The following is a 20,803-nucleotide window of genomic DNA, read 5'->3' as shown; positions in this document are numbered from 1 at the left end:
TGCGTTTGTCTTCGATTTCGTCCAGCGAAGCGCGCGCCAGGTCTCAGTATCGGCATCGCGGACAGACATCGCCGCATGTGAGTGTCGCGCTGCAGCGGCCTTGCCGCAGCGGCATGCACTGGATCGAGCGCAGCGTCGCGATAGGCCATGTGGCGATCACGCTCGCACTGTGCGTGTGCGTGCGTGCAGATCGTGCTGGTGGCAGCGTTTGCCGGAGGCGATGAGGACGTCCGGGATCTCCATTCGCCGCAGCCGGCGTCATCGCGATCTGCAGCGGTATGCGCGGCGTCGGCATTTTTGCGGCAACGCGGGTTGCCGTGGCGTGAGATGCGCCTGGTCGCCTGGTGTGGGAGTCAACGGTCATGCACACGCGACGAGCGGCGTGGCGGACGATCGGACCGCGAAAGCAGTCGGGACTGACGTCCCTCCCACATTGCCCCAGACACTCACCGCAAGCCCATGTAGCAGCGGCTTCAGCCGCGACAGGCATGACCGATGCCGTCTGTCGCGACTGAAGCCGCTCCTGCAACAGCGCCTCTGGTCATCACGGGCTGCGCGCGGCCAGCGCCAGCATCCATCCCTGGTTTCGCGGATGCGGTGCAGCGCCTGCGCGGCTAATGACGCGTGCGGCCCAGCCGCAACGATCGCACGCGTCGAGCGTGGCGATCAGTGCGCGCGATCGACCGCGAGCCGCGCCAGCGCCGCCAGTGCATCGGCGGCAGCGCCATAGCCGTGCAGGCTGTCCTGCATCGCCTGCGCCAGCTCGGCCAGCTTGGCCTTGGCGCCATCCATGCCCAGCAGGGCAGGGTAGGTGGACTTGGCCTGCGCGACGTCCTTGCCGGCGGTCTTGCCGAGCTGTTCGGAGCTGGCTTCCACGTCGAGGATGTCGTCGCGCACCTGGAAAGCCAGGCCCAGCGCGGTGGCGAAGCTGTCCAATTGCGCGAGCGCGGCGGCGTCGGCGCCACCGCCGAGCGCGCCCAGGCGCACGCTGGCGCGGATCAGCGCGCCGGTCTTCAGCGCATGCATGCGTTGCAGGTCCGGCAGCGCCTGCACGCGGCCGGTGGCGTCGATGTCCAATGCCTGCCCGCCGCACATGCCGGCCGCACCGGCGGCCTCGGCCAGGGTCTGCAGCCATTGCACGCGCAGCGGTGCCGCCGCGTCCTCGGCATTGGCCAGCAACGCGAACGCCAGGCTCTGCAGCGCGTCGCCGGCGAGGATCGCGGTGGCTTCGTCGAAGGCGATGTGCACGGTCGGCTGGCCGCGGCGCAGGGCATCGTCGTCCATCGCCGGCAGGTCGTCGTGGACCAGCGAATAGGCGTGGATCAGTTCCACCGCCAGCGCCGGTGCATCCAGGCGCGCGGCGTCGGCGCCGAACAGCGCGCCGCTGGCGTAGACCAGCAGTGGGCGCATGCGCTTGCCGCCGCCGAGCGTGGCGTGGCGCATCGCCGCGTGCAGGCGCTGCGGCGCCAGCGTGGCGGCCGGCAACTGCGCCTGCAGCCCGGCTTCCACCCGCTCGCGCCAGTGCGCGAACGCCGCCTCAGCCGCCATGGGGCGGCACGGGATCGAAGGGTTCGGCGCTCTCGGGCTGTTCGGGATCGCTGAGCAGGCGCACGCGCAATTCGGCCTGCTCCAGCGCCTGCTGGCATTGCCGGTACAGGCCCACGCCGCGCTCGTAGGCGCTGAGCGACTGTTCCAGGCTCAGGTCGCCGGCTTCCATCTTTTCCACCAGCACTTCCAGTTCTTCGAGCGACTGCTCGAAGCGGGCGACCGGGGAGGCATCGTCTTGGGACTTCTTGGGCATGGCGAAAGTGTGCGCGGCGACGGCGGCAGGGTCAATGCGAGGCGGGCGCCGCCACGGCCGGCGGATCCAGCGTCAGGTGCGCGGCGCGCGCCTGCAGCCAATCGTGCAGCGGCGCGGCCAGCAGGTCCGGGCCGGCAGCCAGCAGTTGTGTGGCGTCGAACAGCAGCGGCAGTCGCATGCGCTGCCACGGCGGCAACGCCTGCGTCTGCAGCAGGTGCTTCAGTGCCTGCGACTGCGTCCGACCTGGCAGAAGCAGACGTTCGCCGCCGCGGCGCGCGCGCACCAGCAGCGGCGTATCGAAGGCCAGCGTGGTGTCGGCGCGCAGGTGCAGGCGGCGGCCATCGGGCAACGCCAGCGGCGCGCGGCCGTCCCACTGCGCCTGCCAGTCCGCAGGCCAGGGCGCGAGGTCGCGCTCGGCGTACAGCATGTCGCGCCAACTGCGCACGCAGGCGCCGTGCCAGGCGAACTGCGCCGAAGCATCTGCGCGCGGCTGCAGCAGGTCGCGTTCGATCGCGGCCAGGCCGGCCGCCGGCAATGGCGGCAGGCCGGCCTGTGCGACCCAGCGTCGCAGCACGCGCGCGCGCCGCGCCGCAGGCAGGGCGCGCAGCGGGGCAAGCGGCAGCGGGGCACCGGGGGCGTCCTGCAGCGCGTCGAGCGCCGCGCCGTCGTCCACCTCCAGCAGCGCACTGGCGTCGGCGCATAGCTGCGCGCTGCGGGCGAGGGCGGCGTCGGCGTGCGGCCAGCGCTGGCGCAGCAGCGGCAGCACCTGCAGGCGCAGGAAATTGCGGTCGAAACCGGGATCGGCATTGCTGGGGTCGTCGATCCACTGCAGGCCGTGCTGCTGCGCATAGGCGTGCAGCACGCTGCGCGGTTGCGCCAGCAGCGGCCGCCACAGGCGGCTGCCGGCGAAGTCGGACAGCGCCTGCATCGCCGCCAGGCCATCCGGGCCGGCGGCGCGCAGCGCGCGCAGCAGGAAGGTTTCGGCCTGGTCGTCGCGGTGCTGCGCCAGCGCCAGCCATTCGCCGGGCTGCAGCGCCTGCGCGAAGGCCTGGCGCCGTGCCTGCCGCGCCGCCGCCTCCAGGCCATCGCCGCTGTCGCGCGGCACCTGCACCCGCACCACCTGCAGCGGCACCGCCAGCGCGGCGCACAGCTGCGCGCACTGCGCGGCCCAGGCGTCGGCGTCGGCATGCAGGCCGTGGTGCACATGCAGCGCGCGCAGGCCGGCGTGGCGGTACGACGGCCGCTGCGCGAGCAGGTGCAGCAGCACGGTCGAATCCAGTCCGCCGCTGAGGCCGAGCAGCAGCGGCGCCGGTGCCGGATCGGGCAGCGCGGCGGCGAGTGCGGACAACGGGGGCGTAGAGGCGTGCGGCGGCATCGCGTCACTGTAGACGCAAGCGCACGTCAGCGCGAAGCGTGGCATGGCGACGTCTTTGCGCCTGAGCAGCGTTGTGGGAGGAACTTCAGTTCCGATGCCTTTCAGCTAATCGCGTCGGGACTGAAGTCCCTCCCACAAGAGCAGGTGTCGGCGCTCGGGACTATCCAGACTGCTTGCTCAGCCGTTGCCTGCTCGATGTCGGCCGCCAGTGCGCGACGACTGGCTTGCGGCCAGAGTTCCGACGCCTTTCAGTTCAACGCGTCGGGACTGAAGTCCCTCCCACAAGAGCAATTGTCGGCATTCGTGGCTGGCCCAAATGCTTGCTCAGCCCGGTGCCCGCTCGATGTTGGTCGCCAGCACGCGACGACTGGCCCGCCGCCAGCGCGCGACGGCGCTTGAAGCCGCGCAACGTGAGGTAGCCCCATGTGGGAGGGACTTCAGTCCCGACGCGGGGATGTCTCACCTCGCGGACGATGCGCTTCCCGCGACATCGCGGGAGATTCAAAGAGACGCGTTGCAGAGAACCAGCCTTGGCGACCCTCTCCGCGACAACGCGGCCATGCCGCACACGATCATCGGCTCAGTGCTTGGGCGCCGGCACTTCGCGGTTGTGGCGGTCGATGGAGTACCAGCGGCCACCCTGCATCGGCGTATGACCGTCGGTGTCGGGCGTGCCCGCGCTGCAGCCGTCGCAGACCGCGGCGACGCCGTGCTCGAACGGCCAGGCGAAGTCGTGGATCGGCGCGATCACCTCGCGCAGTTGCCGGTCGTAGAAACCGATGCGGCCGTGAAAGATGCCGCGGGTCAGCCCTTCGGTGAAACCATCCGGACCGTTGTCCCAGGTGATCACCGGCAGGCTGCGGCCGTCGGCGCGTACGTAGTAGAAGCGTGCGCCGACGCTCAGCAGCGCCAGCCCGTCGCGATCGAAGGGCAGGCGTCGCAGCGCCTGTGGCGTCAGTACCAGGCGTTCGTCGGCGCCCAGCTTGCAGCCCGGCACGATGTCGCGGTCGGTGGTCGGATCGCCGAGCCGGCAGGCGTCGTCGGGCTGCGCCTGCGCCTGCACAGCGGCTGCGGTTGTCGCCAGTGCGAGCAACGCCGCTGCCGCACGCAGGCTGCCACGGCGCCACGGCCGGGACAGGAGGCGGTTCACTGCGCGGTCGCAGCGCTGGTCATGAACGCCGCCGGCTTGGGCAGTTCCACCGGCACCCCGTCGCCGTTGCAGGTGCCTGCCTGGCACAGCCGCGCGCGCAGGGTCGGGGTGGCCTGCACGATCACGTGGTAGATCACGTTCTCTTCCAGGCTGCCGCGGAAGGCGTTGCTGCCGGGGCCGCGCGCCCAGATGCCGACGTCGTCGCCGCCATGGGTCTCGGCCTTGGTCGGCACCAGCGCTTCCTGCATGAAATCCGGGCTTTCGGTGTCGACGTGGGTCAAATCCGGACGGCCGTTGGCCGGCTCGAAATTGCTCGGCGCATGCGGGAAGGTCTTGATGCCGGCCGGCTGCTGGTTGCTGGCGCCGGTGTAGCCGGGACCGTTGGCGTAGCTGAGCGTGGCGTAGGGCTGGCCGTTGCCGTCCAGCGCCAGGTCGCCGGTGTTGGCGTCCTCGCCGCTGGTGCCGCGCACCTTGCCCAGGATCGGGTTGCCGCGCTGCGGGTAGCCGACGAAGTTCAGCGTGTGCGAGTGGTCGGCGGTGACGATGATCAGCGTGTCCTCGGCCGAGGTCGCATCCGCCGCGGCCTGCACCGCCTGCGACAGGGCGATGGTCTCGTCCAGCGCGCGGTAGGCGTTGCCGGCGTGGTGCGCGTGGTCGATGCGGCCGCCTTCGACCATCAGCACATAGCCGTTCTTGTCCTGCGACAGGGTACGGATCGCGGCCTTGGTCATCTCGGCCAGGCTCGGGTCGCCATTGGCGCTGCGGTCGCGGTCGTGGTCGAACTGCATGTGGTCCGGCTCGAACAGGCCCAGCAGCGCCGGCGCGTTCTGCGCCGCCTCCAGTTGCCCGCGGGTCCACACGTAGGCGCCCTGCGGATGACGCTGGCGCCATTCGCCGACCAGATCGCGGCCATCCAGGCGCAGGCCGACCTTGTCGTCGTACTCGGGGTCGCGCTGCTCGACGGTGGTGAACTGGCCGCGGCCGCCGGCCAGCATCACCTGCGGGCCGCGCCCGAAGCGTGCGCTCACCATCTGCTGGGCGATGTCGCGGCAACCCTCGGCCACCGCCTTCTCCGGCAGGTCGGCATCGCTTTCCCAGTTGCGCTCGGGCACGTGCGCGTAGGTCGCGGCCGGGGTGGCGTGGGTGAGACGGGTGGTGGTGACGATGCCGGTGCCCATGCCGGCGCTGTCGGCCAGTTCCAGCCAGCTCAGCAACTGCTTGCCGAGGCTGTCGGCGCAGGCGTCGCGCTTGCCGGCGGCCACGCCGATCGCGCCCATGTGGGTCTTCACCCCGGTGGTGATCGAGGTCATGGTGCCGGCCGAATCCGGCGTCTGCGAATCGGTGTTGTAGGTCTTGCTCAGCGCGGTGGCGGGGAACGCTTCCCACGACAGCTGGTTCTCTTCGCCGGAGGCGCCCTTGCGCTGGCCGTCGAGGATGCGCGCGGCGGCGACCGTGGTCAGGCTCATGCCGTCGCCAAGGAACAGGATCACGTTCTTGGCCTTGCCGCGCATCGCACCGTTGTTGGCGGCCTTGGCGGCGCCGCTGCGGTACCACCAGGCCGGGGTCTCGCCGGCCGGATGGGCCACGGCGGGGACGACGATCGGCGCGACGTTGGCGCTGGCGGCCGGCGCATGCGGCGTGCTGGCGCAGGCGCCCAGCAGTAGGGTGGAGGCGGCGGCGAGGGCGGAAACGGGTAGGCGCATACGCAGAACGGGTCCTGAACAACGAAGTCCCCTGCATTATGCCGACTGCGACAAGGCACGCCGATGACATCGCGCCTTTCCAGCCATGGCGTCGTCGCTGCTGCCGGGGTGCGCTATCGTGCGAAACCCCCCGATCTCTCTGGACAGCGTCGATGAAACTGGTGACGGCCTGGTTACGCATTCCGTTCTGGCAGCGCGTGGTCGCCGGCTTCCTGCTGGGCGCCCTGGCGGGCTGGGCGCTGGGCCCGACCGCGGAGACCTGGTTCAAGCCGCTGGGCGATCTGTACGTCACCCTGATCAAGATGATCGCGGTGCCGCTGGTGTTCTTCGCGGTCATCAACGCGATCTCGGCGCTGCACGGACAGCAGTCGGTGGCCAAGCTGGGCGGGCGCACCTTCCTGTGGTTCGTGGTCACCGCGGCGCTGGCGGTCGGCGTCGGCCTGGCCGTGGGCACGGTGTTGCAGCCGGGCGCCGGCCATCTGGGCCTGCGCGTGGACAGCGCCTGGACCCCGCGCGACGTGCCCAGCCCGGTGCAGGTGCTGCTGGACGTGGTGCCGTCCAACCCGTTCTATGCGCTCACCGGTATCGGCACCAAGACCAATGCCGCTGGCGAGACCGTGCTGGCGGCAGGGCGCGGTTCGATTCTGCCGGTGATCTTCTTCGCCGCGCTGCTGGGCTTTGCCATGGTCAAGCTCGGCGAGCGCGTGGCCGAGGCGCGCAAGCTCACCAAGCAGATGAGCGAGATCATGATCCAGGTCACCCGCTTCGTGCTGGAGATGACCCCGCTCGGCACCTTCGGCCTGATCGCCGCGCTGGTCGGCGGCTACGGCTTCGGCAAGCTGCTGCCGTTCGGCAATTTCGTGCTGGCGCTGTACCTGGCCTGCGCGATCCACATCGTGGTGGTGTACAGCGGCCTGCTGCTGGTGCACGGGCTCAATCCGTGGAAGTTCTTCCGCGGTGCCGCGCCGGGCATGCAGGTGGCCTTCGTCAGTTCCTCCAGCTTCGCCGCGATGCCGGTGGCGTTGCGCTCGATCACCCACAACCTCGGCGTCAACAAGGACTACGCCGCGTTCGCGGTGCCGCTGGGCGCCAGCATCAAGATGGATGGCTGCGGCGCGATCTTCCCGGCGCTGTGCGCGGTGTTCATCGCCCAGTACACCGGCGTGCCGCTGACCGCCAACCAGTATTTCGTGGTGCTGATCGCCTCGGTGCTGGGCAGCTTCGGCACCGCCGGCGTGCCCGGCACCGCGGTGGTGATGGCCACGGTGGTGCTGAGCGCGGCCAACCTGCCGCTGGAGGTGATCGGCTACCTGTACGCCATCGACCGCGTGCTGGACATGATGCGCACCATGACCAACGTGACCGGGCAGATGCTGGTGCCGGTGCTGGTGGCCAAGGAGACCGGCCTGCTTGATCGCACCATCTACGAGGCCGCCCCGAGCAATGTCGGCCTGGAAGATCCGCCGGTCGACGGTTCCGGCCAGGTGCGTTGATGCGTCCGTGAGTACGCCTGCCGAGAGCCTGCGCGCGCAGCTGCGACAGTTGCCCGGGCTGACGCTGCACGCGGGTGTGCTGGTGCACGACGCCCTGCCGGACGACCCGTTCGAGCAGCGCTACCTGGACGTGCGCCGCCGCGAAGGCCGGCTCTACAGCGACGCCCAAGTGCGCACGCTGCCGCAGCCGCCCGGCGCGCTCGGCGCCAGCCACGAATGGCGGGTGCGCGCCGAATCGTGCCGGCGCCTGTTGCGCCATCTGCGTGCGCGTGGCGGCGACGGGCCGCTGCTGGAACTCGGCTGCGGCAACGGCTGGCTGTCGTATCGCCTGGCCAGCGGCCTGCAGCGCGAAGTCTGCGGTGTCGACGTCAATCGCACCGAACTGGCGCAGGCGGCGCGGGTCTTCGCCGACGCGCCGCGGTTGAGCTTCGTCGCCGGCGACATCCTGCGTTTGCCGCTGCCGGCGCAGCGGTTCGATGTCGTGGTGGTGCCGGCCTGCCTCCAATACTTCGCCGATCCGCGTGCGCTGATCGCACGCCTGCTGCAGCTGCTGCAGCACGACGGCGAACTGCACATCCTCGACAGCCCGTTCTACGCCGACGTCGAGCAAGCCAGGGCCAGCGCCGCGCGCAGCCTGCGCTACTTCAGCGGCCTGGGCTGCGCCGAACTGGCGCAGCAGTACTACCAGCACACCGAGGCGGTACTGGACGGCATCGTGCTGCGCCGGTTGTTCGACCCACGGCGGCTGTCGGTGCGTTGCCTGCGGGCGTTGCGCTGGCGCCAGCCGCATTTCCCGTGGCTGTGCATCCGCAAGCGCGACAATCTCGCGCTGGCCGCGGCCTAGCCGGCGCCGCCGACCGCCGGCGCGTCTGCGGCGACACCTTATTGCGGCGCCGTTGCGATTGGCGGCGGCGGCGCATGGCAGACTGCCGCCTCCTTCCCCTGCATGGACTCCCGATGAGCGGCACGCAACGCGAACTGACCTTCCGCTTCCTGGCCGAACCGATCGACGTCAACTACGGCGGCAAGGTCCACGGCGGCGTGGTGATGAAGTGGATCGACCAGGTCGGCTATGCCGCGGCGGTGGGCTGGAGCGGCCACTACAGCGTGACCGTGGCGGTGGGCGGCATCCGCTTCGTCTCGCCGATCCGCATCAGCGACATGGTCACGGTCGGCGCCAAGCTGGTCCACACCGGCACCAGCAGCATGCATTTCGCCATCGAGGTGCGCGCCCGCGATCCGATGGGCGGCGAGCCGCGTCTGTGCACGCATTGCATCATCGTGTTCGTGGCTCTGGATGGCGTCGAAGGCCGCCCCACCGCGGTGCCGGCCTGGCATCCGGACACGCCGGAAGACCATCGCCTGGCCGAGTACGCGCAGAAGGTGATGGAACTGAGCAAGGGCATCGAGGACACCATCGCCCACTACCACGGCTGAGCGCGCGCGCCCGCGCGCTGGCTCAGGCGCGCCAGTCCGCGGGCGCGATGCGGCAGTCGCCGTCGAACAGGCGGCCGCCGTGCACGGCCAGTTCCTGCTGCGCCAGCGCCAGCACCGGCGCACCGTCGGCGTTGGCGAACAGCGCGGCGAAGGCCTGGTCGAAGCGTTGGCCCAAGGCCGGATCCATCCGTGCCAGCAGGCGCGGCACCCACTTGCCGCTGCCGTACCAATGGCCGCGTCCGCGCAGCGCCAGTTCCGCCAGGCGCGGATGCAGCAGGGCGCCGATGGCGAGGATCTCGGCGGCGCTGCGCTCGCCGCACAGGTCGTCGACCAGGTCAGTGATCTCGTAGCGCAGCGCGTCCCGTTGCGCCTGCGTCAGCGGCGGCGGCCCGGCCTGCAGCCGCGCGGCGACCTGGCTTTGCAGGCTGCGTGCGGATTCGGTCGCGGTGCCGACGAGGGTGCCCTCGTCGATCATGTGCAGCAGGCTGGGGCGGCCGCGGGCGGCGTCTTCGTCGACGAACCAGGCCAGCGTGCCCGGGTCGTGCACGAAGGCTTCGACGGGCATGCCGTCGGCGAGGAACGATTCGCGGCGTGCCGCCGGCAGGCGCTCATAGACCACGACCAGGTCGAGATCGGACAGATGCGTGCCTTCGCCGCGCAGGATCGAGCCGGCGGCGAAGCCGAAGGCCGCGTCGGCGTAGCGGGTGGACAGCAGCGATTGCGCGATCGCCAGCGCCTGGGCGGGCGTGGGCAGGGTGAGCGTGGCCGGCATCAGCGCAGCGCCTGCAACTGCGGCCAGGACGCGACCCGGCGGACGGGCTCATCGGCACGGCAGGACTGCGAGGCAGGCGAGGGGTGTGGTGTCATCGAAGTTCCGGTGACGCGATCGAGGCGGACAGCGTATCGTGCCGGCGGGCAACGCGGACGGCGACGATGACCCTCCAGGCGGACAGCGCGGAACTGCAGCGGCAATACGGCGATACACAGCGGCTGGTGCAGCGTAAGTCGCTGCATGCCAAGTACGGCCGCGGCGATTGGTACCCGTGGTTGCGCGCGCAGGTGCCGTTGGCCGCAGACATGCGCGTGGCCGATATCGGCTGCGGCACCGGCCAGCTGTGGGGCGCGCTCGCCGGGCAGTGGCCGCCATCGCTGGCATTGCAATTGCTGGATCGCTCGCCGGCCATGGTCGCTGCGGCATTGGCGCAGGCGGCGACGTTGCGGCCACAGGGTGTGGTCGGCGACGCGATGCGCCTGCCGCTGCGCGATGCCAGCATCGACGCCGCATTGGCCGTGCATATGCTCTACCACTTGCCCGATCCGCATGCGGGCGTGCGCGAGCTGCGGCGCATCGTCCGTCCAGGCGCGGCAGTACTGGCGGTGCTCAATGGTCGCGACAACATGCGTCAACTCGCGCAACTGGTCGCCGGGGTGGCCGGTGGCCCGGACCGCGACCCGTCCACCCTGCGCCTGGACGCGGAGGCGGGCGCGCGCCTGTTCGCCATGCACTTCGCACAGGTCCGGGTCGCGCGCTTCGACGACGTGCTGGTCTGCACCGATCCCGAGGACGTCATGGCCTATCTGCAGAGTCTGCCGTTGCCGCCGCAGGCGCACGCGTCAGCCTTGCGGCAGGCGGTAGAGGCAGCGTTTGCGCATGGCGACGGCGCGTTGCGGATCGACAAGGACGTGCGTGCGATCGTTGCCACCGCCTGAGGGCGGCCGCGTCGGTGCCAGTGGCACGAGCGCCAGCCGGGCGGCCGCGAAACGCCACAACGAAAAAGGCCGCTGTCCCCAGCGGCCTTTTCTGTGCGGTATCTGCGGAGCGGCGGCTTACATCGCCACGCGGCGCGCCTGCACGAACTTCTCGCCCCAGTAGCCGGAGGTCAGCGTGTCCACGCGCACGTCCTTGCCGCGGCTGGGCGCGTGCAGGAAGCGGCCCTCGCCGACGTACAGGCCGACATGGTCGACGCGGCCCTTGCGACCGAAGAACACTAGGTCGCCCGGCGCCAGCGCGTCGCGGTCCTTGATCAGCTGGGCATTGGCCTCGCGGGCCATCTCGCGCGACACGCGCGGCAGTTCGATGCCCAGCGCGGTGCGGAACACGTAGCCGACCAGGCCGCTGCAGTCGAAGCCTTCGGTGTCCTCGCCGCCCCAGCGGTACGGGGTGCCCAGCAGCGCCATGGCGCGCTTGAGCACGGACTGGACCTTGTCGCCGCCCGGCACCACGCCTTCGCGCGGGACCGGCTGGGACACGTCGTAGTTGGCCAGCAGGCGGCTGATGTCGCCGGCGAACATCGCCGAGCGGTCCATCAGCGGAATGGTGTCGTTGGCGGCCAGGTGCGGCAGCAGGGCGGCCAGGGTGGCGGTGGCGGCGGCGTCGGCCTTGCTGCGCGACGGTGCGGGCGCCTGGCCGGCGGCCGGCTTGGCCGAGGTGGTGGTGTTGTTGGGGGTCTGCGCGGTCGCCTGGGCGGTGGTCGCGGTGGCGCTCACCTGGGCGGGAGCGGGGGCGACGGTCGCGATCGCTTCCGGGACGACGGTGTCGGCGGGAGCGGTCTGGGCCAGGGCCGGGAGGGCCGAGAAACAGAGCGAGGCGGTGCAGAAGAGGCGGAAAGCGGTCCGGCGGGGAACGGCGGGCTTGCCTGGAGAGGTCTGGGCTTCGGTCGTCACGCTTGGATCACAAAATAAAACGATGGGGGATCATGCCTTGTAGACAGAAATAGGAAGTTCAAATAAGGTTAAATTTTCGTAATTATGAATGTGGGTGAAATCACAGTTCAACGCAAAACCCGTTTCGCCCCTGTGTAATGGTCCCGCCAGTAGGCCCCGTCCAGCGAATCCAGGCGCACCGTTCCGCCCGTGCTGGGAGCGTGCACGAAGCGGCCTTCACCGACATAAATTCCGACGTGCGTCACATTTCCTGCGCTGCCGAAGAACACCAGGTCGCCGGTGCTCAGGCGCTGCGGATCGATCCGCGGCCCCTGCACCGCAGCCAGTTCGCGCGAGGTGCGCGGCAGCCGCAGGTCGAGCATGTCGCGGTAGACGTAGGCGACCAGGCCGCTGCAGTCGAACCCGGACTCGGGGGTGTTGCCGCCGTAGCGGTAGGGCGTGCCGACCAGGCCCAGCGCCCGCATCAGCACTGCGTTGGCCGCGCCCGGGTCGGCCGGCGCCACCTGCGGCCACTCGCGCACCGCCACCGGTGCCGGCCGGGTGTGGCGGACCTCGTGGCGTCCGCAGGCCGCCAGCGCGGCGGTGCACAGCAGCGGAAGCCACCACGGGAACGCGCGGCGGCCGCGCGGCGAAACTGGCGTGTTGTGCATGGAGCCGGGATAATGCGCGACCTCAGAAGGCCGCCATCATGGCGGCGCTCCCGGCGGCCGACAAGCCGCCCATCCCGTCTGCCCCCGGCAGCCACAGCGCAGAGTGCACATGAAGATCGAAAAAGACCGCGTCGTCCGTTTCCACTACACCGTTTCGGAAGTCGGTCAAGAACCGATCGAAAGCTCCAAGGACCGCGATCCGCTGGTGATCCTGGTCGGCCACGGCAACATCATCCCGGGCCTGGAGAACGCGATGATGGACAAGGCCGCCGGCGACAGCTTCGGCGTCGACGTGGCCGCCAAGGACGCCTATGGCGAGTACCGCGAGGGCCTGAGCCAGCGCGTGCCGAAGAAGCATTTCGGCGCGGCCAAGCTGCAGCCGGGGAGCCAGGTGGTGCTGCAGACCAACTTCGGCCCGCGCGCGGTCACCGTGCAGAAGGTCGGCATGAGCGTGGTCGACGTCGACCTCAACCACCCGATGGCCGGCAAGGACCTGCACTTCGACGTGGAGATCGTCGACGTGCGCGAGGCCAGCGCCGAAGAGATCGAGCACGGCCACGTGCACGGCGACGGCGGCCACCACCACTGAGTGCGTTGGCGGCGGTGCCGGTCGCGCCGGTGCCGCCAGCCCTGGCACCGCGCGCAGCGGTGCCGTCGTGCCGCCGCGGACGCCGGCGGCCTTCCTGATCGCGGCGAGGGACATCGCCGGCCTTCCGCCCGGTGCCGCCTTGGCCACTTCCGCCCCCGTGTTGCAGCCCATCGCGCCCGCCGAGCGCATCGCCACGCTGGACGTGCTGCGCGGCTTCGCCCTGCTGGGCATCCTGCTGATGAACATCGAGGGCTTCGTCGGCCCGCTGGACGCGGCGATGACCGGTCTGGATCCGGCGCTGCGCGGCGCCGACCGCGTCGCCGACGCCCTGGTCTACATCCTGGTGCAGGGCAAGTTCTACACCTTGTTCTCGCTGCTGTTCGGCATGGGCTTCGCGGTGATGGCGCAGCGCGCCGAGACCGCGCGGCGGCCGTTCGGTGGTTTCTTCCTGCGCCGCAGCGCGGGGCTGCTGCTGATCGGCCTGCTGCATGCCGTGCTGCTGTGGTCCGGCGACATCCTGGTCAGCTATGCGTTGCTGGCGTTCATGCTGCTGGCGTTCCGCGAGGCGCCCACGCGCTGGCTGCCGGGCATGGCGCTGGTGGTCTACCTGTTCGCGCCGGCGCTGTGGCTGTTGATCGGCGCCGCCGCCTGGGCGGCGCAGGCCGATCCGCACGGTGCAGCGCAGTGGCATCGGGACATGGCCGAGCAGGCGCAGCGCGGCGCGGCGGCGCTGGCGCAGCAGCGCGAGGTGTTCGGCCACGGCAGCTACGCCCAGGCCACCGCGCAGCGCGCGCGCGACCTGGTCGAATCGCTGAGCGGGCTGCTGTTCAATGCGCCGACCATCTTCGGCATGTTCCTGCTCGGCGCCTGGTGCGTGCGCAGCGGCCTGGCCGCGCAACCGCAGCGCTTCCCGCGGCTGCTGGCGGTGCTGCGCTGGGGTGTGCTGCCGCTGGGGCTGGGGCTGATGCTGCTGAGCTTCCGGCTGGAGCCGTGGATGGATCCGGCGCGGCTGGATCTGCGCCTGACCTGTGCCTACGCCCTGGCCAGCGTCGCCAGCGGCCTGATGGCGCTGGGCTATGCGGCCTGGCTGGTGCGCGCCGCAGCGGCGTTGCAGTGGCTGGCGCCGGCCGGACGCATGGCGCTGAGCAACTACCTGCTGCAGTCGCTGGTGTGCACGACGTTGTTCTACGGCTACGGCTTCGGCTATTTCGAACAACTGCCGCGCGCCTGGCAGATCCCGTTCGCGGTCGCGCTGTTCGCGCTGCAGGTGGCGCTGTCGCACTGGTGGCTGCAGCGGTTCCGCTTCGGTCCGGTGGAGTGGCTGTGGCGCTCGGCCAGCTACCTGCGCTGGCAGCCGATGCGGCGCCGCGACGCGGCCTGAGCGCAGGCGCTGCAGCGGCGTCCTCACATCTGCCGCGCGGTCGCCCATGGCATGCTCCGCGGCGACCGAGACATGCGACAGGACAGCCGATGGACGATGTGAACCGCGCGCACCGTGCCGCGCCCGATGCGACCCCGCCGCGCGCCGAGCGTGCGCCGTGAACGGGGCGATCCGCGATTACGACCTTCTGGTGCTGGGCGGCGGGTCCGGCGGCCTGGCCACCGCCTTCCGCGCCGCCAGCCATGGCGCACGGGTGGCGATCCTGGAGCCGAGCGCGCTCGGCGGGACCTGCGTCAACGTCGGCTGCGTGCCGAAGAAGGCGATGTGGCTGGCGGCGGATCTGGTCGAACGCATCGATCTGGCGCGCGCGGTCGGCTTCGCCATTCCGGAGGCCACGCTGTCCTGGGCGGAACTGGTGGCGCATCGCCAGGGCTACATCGGCAACATCCACGCCAGCTACCGGCGCCGGCTGGATGCCGACGGCGTGGTGCTGATCCCGCGGCGCGGCCGGCTGGTCGATGCGCACACCGTCGAATGCGACGACGGCGTGCGGGTCAGCGCCAAGCACGTGGTGATCGCCACCGGCGCGCACGCGCTGCGGCCGAACATCGACGGCGCCGAGCTGGGCCTGGTCTCCGACGACTTCTTCAATCTCTGCGAGGCGCCGCCGCGGGTGGCGATCGTCGGCGGCGGCTATATCGCGGTGGAACTGGCCGGGCTGCTGCAGGCGCTGGGCAGCCGGGTGGAACTGTACGTGCAGGGCGAGCGCCTGCTGGAGCGGTTCGACGTGGAACTGGCACGGCAGCTTGCCGACAACCTGCGCCACCAGGGCGTGCGCCTGCATTTCGGCTACCGCGCCGGCGCCTTGCGCCGCAGCGGCGAGGGCCTGTGCGTGGTCGATGCGCAGGGGCAGCCCGGCGAGAGCGTCGACAAGGTGTTCTTCGCGATCGGGCGCCGCCCCAACACGCGCGACCTTGGCCTGGAAGCGCTTGGTGTGCGCCTGGGCGACAAGCACGAGATCGTGGTGGACGCGTACCAGAACACCGACGTGCCGGGGCTGTATGCGATCGGCGACGTGGCCGGCAAGGTCGGCCTGACCCCGGTGGCGATCGCCGCCGGGCGCAAGCTGATGGACCGCGTGTTCGGCGACCGGCCGCAGGCACGGCTGGACTACGAGAACGTGCCCAGCGTGGTGTTCTCGCATCCGCCGCTGGGCCAGGTGGGATTGGGCGAGGAGCAGGCACGCGAGCGCTATGGTGCCGACGCGGTGACCGTGTACCGCAGCAATTTCCGGCCGATGCTGCAGGCCCTGGCCGATTCGCCGCAGCGCAGCTTGTTCAAGCTGGTGTGCGTGGGCGCCGAGGAGCGTGTGGTCGGCTTCCACCTGCTCGGCGATGGGGCCGACGAGATCCTGCAGGGCTTTGCGGTGGCATTGAAGCTGGGCGTGACCAAGCAGCAACTGGAAGACACCGTGGCGATCCATCCGACTTCGGCCGAGGAAGTGGTGCTGATGCGCTGAGGTCGCCGCGATCCGGCGGCTGGTTGGCTGTGGCGCCGTAGAATGGCGGCATGCACGTGTCCTCTTCTCCCTGCCGCGGCGCCGCGCGATGAGCGCGTCCGGCACGTCCGCCGCCGTCGCCCCCACCGCCACCCAGGCCAGCCTCGGTGGCGTGCTGCTCGCCGCCGGCGGCGCGATCGCGTTCTCGGGCAAGGCCATCATCGTCAAGCTTGGCTATCGCTATGGCGTCGATGCGGTGACCCTGCTGGCCTTGCGCATGCTGGTGGCGCTGCCGTGCTTCGCGGCGATGGCGCTGTGGGCGGCGCGCCGCGCGCCGCCGCTGCAGGCGGGCGACCGTTGGCGGATCGTCGCGCTGGGCGTGCTCGGCTACTACCTGGCCAGCTTCCTGGATTTCCTCGGCCTGGCCTACATCACCGCGACCCTGGAGCGGCTGATCCTCTATCTCACCCCGACCCTGGTGCTGCTGATCGGCGTCCTGCTGTGGCGGCGGCGTCCGCAGCGGCGCCAGCTGTGGGCGCTTGCGTTGAGTTACCTGGGCGTGTTGCTGGCGTTCGGCCACGACCTGCAGATCGGCGGCGCGCGTACTGCTTGGGGGAGCTTGCTGGTATTCGGCAGCGCGCTGGCCTATGCGGCCTATCTGGTCGGCAGCGGCCAACTGGTGGCGCGGGTCGGCGCGGTGCGATTGACCGCCTACGCCAGCCTGGTCGCCTGTGCGCTGTGCATCGCCCAGTTCCTGCTGCTGCGGCCGCTGCACGCGCTGGTCCTGCCGACACCGGTCTACGCGCTGTCGCTGCTCAACGGCACGCTGTGCACGGCGGTGCCGGTGCTGGCGACGATGCTGGCGGTGCAGCGCATCGGCTCGGCGCTCGCGTCGCAGATCGGCATGCTCGGCCCGGTCTCCACCATCGTGCTCAGCGTGCTGGTGCTGGGCGAGGCAATGGGGCCGTGGCAGATCGCCGGCACCGTGCTGGTACTGGGCGGGGTGCTGCTGGTGTCGCGGCCGGTGCGGGCACGGTCGGCATGAGTCCACGGCGGCCGCCCGCAGCGAGCGCGTCGGCGCCGGCCGCAACGGCGGCGGCCGAGGCGCATGCGCGGATCCTGGCGACGATCCGGACGATCCCGTCGGGCCAGGTGCGCGGCTATGGCGAGGTGGCGATGCTGGCCGGGTTGCCGGGACGCGCGCGGCTGGTGGCGCGCCTGCTCGGCGGCAATGCCGATGCCGCGCTGCCCTGGCACCGGGTGCTGCGCAGCGACGGCCGCATCGCCTTTCCCGAAGGCTCGCGCGGCTATCGCGAGCAATGTCAGCGCCTGCGCGCCGAAGGTGTGGCGGTGCAGGGCGGACGGGTGAAGCGTGCGCCCGCGCCGGCGCGCGATCTCGATGCCGAGGTCTGGGGGCCGCGCTAGCGAGGTGCGCCAGAACTGCGGGGCTCGTGTCTCGAAGCGCAGAAGACGCCGGCTGTGAAGGGCTTAGCCACTCTCCCTCCGGGAGAGGGGTTGGGGTGAGGGTAGGGGCGCGAAGCGCATGCGGTGTTTCGACTGCATGAGGCTGCGCCCTTACCTTCATCCGCCCCTTCGGGGCACCTTCTCCCGGAGGGAGAAGGAGGTACAAGCCCCCCTCCCTCCGGGAGAGGGGTTGGGGTGAGGGTAGGGGCGCGAAGCGCATGCGGTGTTTCGACTGCATGAGGCTGCGCCCGTACCCTCATCCGCCCCTTCGGGGCACCTTCTCCCGGAGGGAGAAGGGACGTACAAGCCCCTCTCCCTGCGGGAGAGGGGTTGGGGTGAGGGTAGGGGCGCGAAGCGCATGCGGTGTTTCAGCTGCACGAGGCTGCGCCCGTACCCTCATCCGCCCCTGCGGGGCACCTTCTCCCGGAGGGAGAAGGAGGTACAAGCCCCTCTCCCTGCGTGAGAGGGGTTGTGAGGGTACGGACGCGAAGCGCATGCCGCATGTTGACTGCGCGAGGCTTCGCCCGCGCCCTCGTCTGTCTCTTCGGCGCACCGCGCTCGCAATACCTCTTGGAAGAGCGGCGTTGGTCATGGCATGCCGCTGCATTGGTTGGGGTGCATGCTCTGGCGAGCGGCTATGATGGAGACAGTTGCCACGGACCCGACCATGTTTCCCAGACTTCCGCCCGTCACCCAAGCGCTGCTGATCGGCAACGTCGTGGTATTCCTGCTGCAGATGCTGCTCGGCATGGACACCTTCGATCCCTTCATGCTGTGGCCGATCGGCGCGTTCGATGCGTTCTCGCCCGGGCAGAACTTCCAGCTTTGGCAGTTGCTGACCTATGGCTTCCTGCACGGCAGCTTCTCTCACCTGCTGTTCAACATGCTGGCGCTGTACATGTTCGGCGGGCCGCTGGAGCAGACTTGGGGCAACAAGCGCTTCCTGACCTACTACCTGGTCTGCGTGGCCGGCGCAGGCCTGTGCCAGTTGCTGGTCGGTTGGTGGATGCTGAGCAATGGCAGCCAGCCGCTGCCGGTCATGGGGGCCTCGGGTGGCGTTTTTGGCTTGCTGCTGGCGTTCGGCATGCTGTTCCCGAACCAGCGGGTGGTGCTGCTGTTCCCGCCGATCCCGATGAAGGCGCGCACCTTCGTGATCGTGTTCGGCGCGCTGGAACTGCTGATGGGCTTCACTGGCTGGCAGCCGGGCGTGGCGCATTTCGCGCATCTGGGCGGCATGTTGTTCGGCTGGCTGATGATCCGCTACTGGCGCGGCCAGCCGCCGTTCGGCAAGCGCAAGCCGCCGCGTCCGCGCATCGTGCGCTGAGCGAAAACGCCTGCGGCTGCTGCGCGCCGCAAGCGCGGCGCCGGCGGCACGTTTTCCCGACCCCTGAACGCAAGACGGCGCGGTTGCCCGCGCCGTCTTGCTGTGTGTGCCTGGCCGGCGGCTAGCGCCGACACCGGCTCACGGCCACAGGTGGATCTGTTCGGCTTCGCTGCGCACCATCGGCTGGCCGGGCTTGCAGGTGAAGGTCGCGGCGAAGGCGGGCAGGTTGGCCAGCGCGCCGTTGGTGCGCCAGCGGCCGGGCGCGTGCACGTCGGCGGTGACCCGCTGCACGGCTTCGTTCGGCGACAGTTGCTGCGCCCACAGGCCGGCCCAGGCCTTGTAGAACGCCTGCTTGCTTGCCTCGTTGGCGGTCGGTTGCGCGGCGCTGTAGGCCTGCCAGGCCAGTTCGACGCTGCCGATGTCGGTCAGGTCCTCGTCCTGGGTCAGCGGGCCGTTGACCTTGGCGCCCTTCACGCCCGGGAAGTCGTAGGCGCCGTACTGCGCGGCGGTGCGGGCGGCCAGCGCGTTCCAGGCGCTCTTGTCTTCCGGGGTCCACCAGTTGCGCAACTGGCCCTGCGCGTCGACCTGGCTGCCCTTGCTGTCGATGGCGCCGATCAGCTCGTGCGCGACCATCGCGCCGTAGGCGCCGTACAGCGTCGCGGCGTCGCCGCCGGCCGCGTACACCGGCGGCTGCAGCACCGCGGCGGTGACGATCAGGCGGTTCTGGGCGATGTCGTAGGTCAGTGCGGGCTGCTGCGGCAGCACGTCCCAGCGGCGGTCGGCGTTGCCCTTGCCGATGCGCTTCATCTCCTCGCGGTGACGCCAGGTGGAGGCGATCAGCATGTTGCCGCCGAAGCTGCCGCGGCCCATCGGCTGCAGGGTGTAGTCGAGGTCGCGGCGCGGCGCGCCGACCTCGATCTTCAGTGCGGCCAGCTTGGCCTGCGCCTCGGTGCGCGCCGGCTCGCTCAGCCAGGTGCTGCGCTTGACCGCAGCGATCTGCGCGTCGCGCACCTGGTCGGCGATGGTCTCGGCCTGGCGGCGGGTGTCGGCCGACAGGTAGCGGGCCACGTACTCGCGGCCGAGCATGGGGCCGGCGGCGACGTTGATCGCGTCCAGCACCTGCGCCCAGCGCGGCGGCGGTGCGACCTGGCCCTGCAGCACGCGGCCGCGGAACTCGAAGCTGGCGTCGCGGAAGCTCTTGGACAGGTACGGCGCCATCGCATCGCCCACGCGCCAGCGCAGGTAGGCCTTCCACTGCTCGGGCTTGATGCTGACGATCATGCCGTCGAGCTGCTTGAACATGTCCGGGTCGGCCATCGACACCAGGTCGTCGTTGACGCCCTGCGCCTTGAGGAAGGCGTCGAGCTGCAGGTTGCGGTACTGCTTGTTCAACTCCTTGGTCGAGATCGGCGCGTAGTTGTTGAACGGGTTGTTGATGCCGGACAGCGACTTGGCGCTGCGCGCCAGCGCGGTCTCGATCTGCAGCACCGACTGCGCGTCGGCCTCGAGGCGGTCGGCCGGGGTGCCGGTCAGGGTCAGGATCTGCTTGACGTAGGTGCGGTAGCGGCCCATCAGCGCCATGGTGTCGGCGTCGGTGCGGGTGTAGAAGGCCGGATCGGGCAGGCCCATGCCGCCCTGCATGAAGTAGCCGATGTGGCGGTCCAGCGCCTTCAGGTCGACGTCGGCGCCGAAGTTGAACGCGACCGGGATGCCGATCTGGTGCAGCGCGGCGATCGAGGCCGGCACGTCCTTGGCCTTCTTGATCGCATCGATGCGGCCGAGCAGCGGCGCGATCGGGTTGGAGCCGTCCTTCTCGACGGCGGCCTCGTCCAGGCCGCTGGCCCAGAAATCGCCCAGCGCCTTCTGCACCGCGTTCTGCGGCGACTGCATGGAGGCGTCGAGCAGGTCGCGCTGCTGTTGCTGGGTGCGCTCGGCCAGCTGGCCCAGCGCGGTGACCGCGCCGGTCTGCGGCACCGGGTTCTGCTTCAGCCAGTCGGCATTGGCGTCGTCGTAGAAGTCGCTGCAGGCGGCGCTGATCGGCGGGGCCTTGGGCGCGGCGGCGCGCTTCTTCTTGGGCGCGGCATCGGCGGCGGAGGCGAGGGCGATCAGGCTGAGGGCGACGGCGAGGGCAAGCGGACGGGCATTGGGCATCGGGAACGCATCCGGTCAGGATTAAAGTCGGCGGAGTTTAACAAGCTGCGGTGTGCAACTGTGGCGATGATGCGCGTCCACGTCCCCACCGGATTCAGCGAGCGACGCCGGCAGGCACGGGTG

General features: G+C 70.4%; 19 protein-coding genes. 10 read left to right on the top strand and 9 right to left on the bottom strand.

Features of this window, described 5'->3' with window-relative positions; all coding sequences use genetic code 11:
- Nucleotides 1-666: 666 nt before the first annotated feature.
- From SLW56_RS01625 to SLW56_RS01605, 5 genes are all read right to left on the bottom strand, one after another.
- Entirely contained in the window at nt 667-1,548 is an 882-nt protein-coding gene (locus SLW56_RS01625; protein ID WP_043092624.1) for a polyprenyl synthetase family protein, read from the bottom strand.
- The gene (locus SLW56_RS01620; RefSeq protein WP_152182836.1) at nt 1,538-1,801 is read right to left on the bottom strand and encodes an exodeoxyribonuclease VII small subunit; all 264 of its coding nucleotides are present in this window, start codon (nt 1,799-1,801) and stop codon (nt 1,538-1,540) included. The genes SLW56_RS01625 and SLW56_RS01620 overlap by 11 nt, the downstream gene beginning before the upstream one ends.
- A gap of 31 nt (nt 1,802-1,832) precedes the next feature.
- The gene (gene tilS, locus SLW56_RS01615; protein ID WP_320694258.1) at nt 1,833-3,149 is read right to left on the bottom strand and encodes a tRNA lysidine(34) synthetase TilS; all 1,317 of its coding nucleotides are present in this window, start codon (nt 3,147-3,149) and stop codon (nt 1,833-1,835) included.
- A gap of 607 nt (nt 3,150-3,756) precedes the next feature.
- The gene (locus tag SLW56_RS01610; RefSeq protein WP_295841345.1) at nt 3,757-4,326 is read right to left on the bottom strand and encodes a WG repeat-containing protein; all 570 of its coding nucleotides are present in this window, start codon (nt 4,324-4,326) and stop codon (nt 3,757-3,759) included.
- Nucleotides 4,323-6,029 (bottom strand): alkaline phosphatase, encoded by a 1,707-nt coding sequence (locus tag SLW56_RS01605; protein ID WP_267093773.1) that lies wholly within the window; start codon nt 6,027-6,029, stop codon nt 4,323-4,325. The genes SLW56_RS01610 and SLW56_RS01605 overlap by 4 nt, the downstream gene beginning before the upstream one ends.
- 152 nt (nt 6,030-6,181) lie before the next feature.
- On the opposite strand from SLW56_RS01605, the gene SLW56_RS01600 reads away from it, so the two are divergent.
- The 3 genes from SLW56_RS01600 to SLW56_RS01590 all read left to right on the top strand — a co-directional run bounded on the left by SLW56_RS01600 (nt 6,182) and on the right by SLW56_RS01590 (nt 8,959).
- Nucleotides 6,182-7,522, top strand: a complete 1,341-nt coding sequence (locus tag SLW56_RS01600; RefSeq protein ID WP_017909254.1) for a dicarboxylate/amino acid:cation symporter — start codon at nt 6,182-6,184, stop codon at nt 7,520-7,522.
- Between the two features lie 7 nt (nt 7,523-7,529).
- Entirely contained in the window at nt 7,530-8,366 is an 837-nt protein-coding gene (locus SLW56_RS01595; RefSeq protein ID WP_267085074.1) for a class I SAM-dependent methyltransferase, read from the top strand.
- A gap of 113 nt (nt 8,367-8,479) precedes the next feature.
- A complete protein-coding gene (locus tag SLW56_RS01590) occupies nt 8,480-8,959 on the top strand; it encodes an acyl-CoA thioesterase (protein ID WP_017909252.1) in 480 nt (159 codons plus the stop codon).
- 22 nt (nt 8,960-8,981) lie between these two features.
- Here SLW56_RS01590 and SLW56_RS01585 read toward each other — a convergent pair whose 3' ends face one another.
- On the bottom strand, nt 8,982-9,731 hold the full coding sequence (locus SLW56_RS01585; RefSeq protein ID WP_320694257.1) for a nucleotidyltransferase domain-containing protein: 750 nt from the start codon (nt 9,729-9,731) through the stop codon (nt 8,982-8,984).
- Nucleotides 9,732-9,892: 161 nt separating this feature from the next.
- Here SLW56_RS01585 and SLW56_RS01580 point away from each other — a divergent pair, with 161 nt between their 5' ends.
- On the top strand, nt 9,893-10,669 hold the full coding sequence (locus tag SLW56_RS01580) for a class I SAM-dependent methyltransferase (protein ID WP_267117254.1): 777 nt from the start codon (nt 9,893-9,895) through the stop codon (nt 10,667-10,669).
- 117 nt (nt 10,670-10,786) lie between these two features.
- Here SLW56_RS01580 and SLW56_RS01575 read toward each other — a convergent pair whose 3' ends face one another.
- Together SLW56_RS01575 and SLW56_RS01570 are read right to left on the bottom strand one after the other, a co-directional pair.
- Nucleotides 10,787-11,623 (bottom strand): NlpC/P60 family protein, encoded by an 837-nt coding sequence (locus SLW56_RS01575; RefSeq protein WP_320694256.1) that lies wholly within the window; start codon nt 11,621-11,623, stop codon nt 10,787-10,789.
- Nucleotides 11,624-11,730: 107 nt separating this feature from the next.
- A complete protein-coding gene (locus SLW56_RS01570) occupies nt 11,731-12,273 on the bottom strand; it encodes a C40 family peptidase (RefSeq protein WP_017909248.1) in 543 nt (180 codons plus the stop codon).
- 109 nt (nt 12,274-12,382) lie between these two features.
- On the opposite strand from SLW56_RS01570, the gene SLW56_RS01565 reads away from it, so the two are divergent.
- The 6 genes from SLW56_RS01565 (at nt 12,383) to SLW56_RS01540 (ending at nt 18,529) form a co-directional block, all read left to right on the top strand.
- Entirely contained in the window at nt 12,383-12,862 is a 480-nt protein-coding gene (locus SLW56_RS01565) for a peptidylprolyl isomerase (protein WP_043092617.1), read from the top strand.
- A gap of 139 nt (nt 12,863-13,001) precedes the next feature.
- Nucleotides 13,002-14,243 carry a DUF418 domain-containing protein gene (locus tag SLW56_RS01560; protein WP_320694255.1) on the top strand — a complete coding sequence of 414 codons (1,242 nt, stop codon included), beginning with the start codon at nt 13,002-13,004 and terminating at the stop codon, nt 14,241-14,243.
- A 157-nt stretch (nt 14,244-14,400) separates the two neighbouring features.
- Nucleotides 14,401-15,762, top strand: coding sequence for a glutathione-disulfide reductase (gorA, locus tag SLW56_RS01555; protein WP_267099139.1), 1,362 nt, complete (start codon nt 14,401-14,403; stop codon nt 15,760-15,762).
- Between the two features lie 88 nt (nt 15,763-15,850).
- Nucleotides 15,851-16,786: a DMT family transporter gene (locus tag SLW56_RS01550; protein WP_148827547.1), complete on the top strand. Its 936-nt coding sequence runs from the start codon at nt 15,851-15,853 to the stop codon at nt 16,784-16,786.
- Entirely contained in the window at nt 16,783-17,166 is a 384-nt protein-coding gene (locus SLW56_RS01545) for an MGMT family protein (RefSeq protein WP_295926851.1), read from the top strand. Before SLW56_RS01550 ends, SLW56_RS01545 begins: the two co-directional genes overlap by 4 nt.
- A gap of 706 nt (nt 17,167-17,872) precedes the next feature.
- Nucleotides 17,873-18,529: a rhomboid family intramembrane serine protease gene (locus tag SLW56_RS01540; protein WP_267099141.1), complete on the top strand. Its 657-nt coding sequence runs from the start codon at nt 17,873-17,875 to the stop codon at nt 18,527-18,529.
- Between the two features lie 138 nt (nt 18,530-18,667).
- Here the strand turns inward: SLW56_RS01540 and SLW56_RS01535 are convergent, their stop codons facing one another.
- Nucleotides 18,668-20,680, bottom strand: coding sequence for a M13 family metallopeptidase (locus SLW56_RS01535; RefSeq protein WP_320694254.1), 2,013 nt, complete (start codon nt 20,678-20,680; stop codon nt 18,668-18,670).
- Between the last annotated feature and the right edge of the window lie 123 nt (nt 20,681-20,803).

Source organism: Xanthomonas sp. LF07-6 (assembly GCF_034105445.1).
Classification (GTDB): Bacteria; Pseudomonadota; Gammaproteobacteria; order Xanthomonadales; family Xanthomonadaceae; genus Xanthomonas_A; species Xanthomonas_A sontii.
This window is presented reverse-complemented; position numbering and strand designations above follow the sequence as displayed.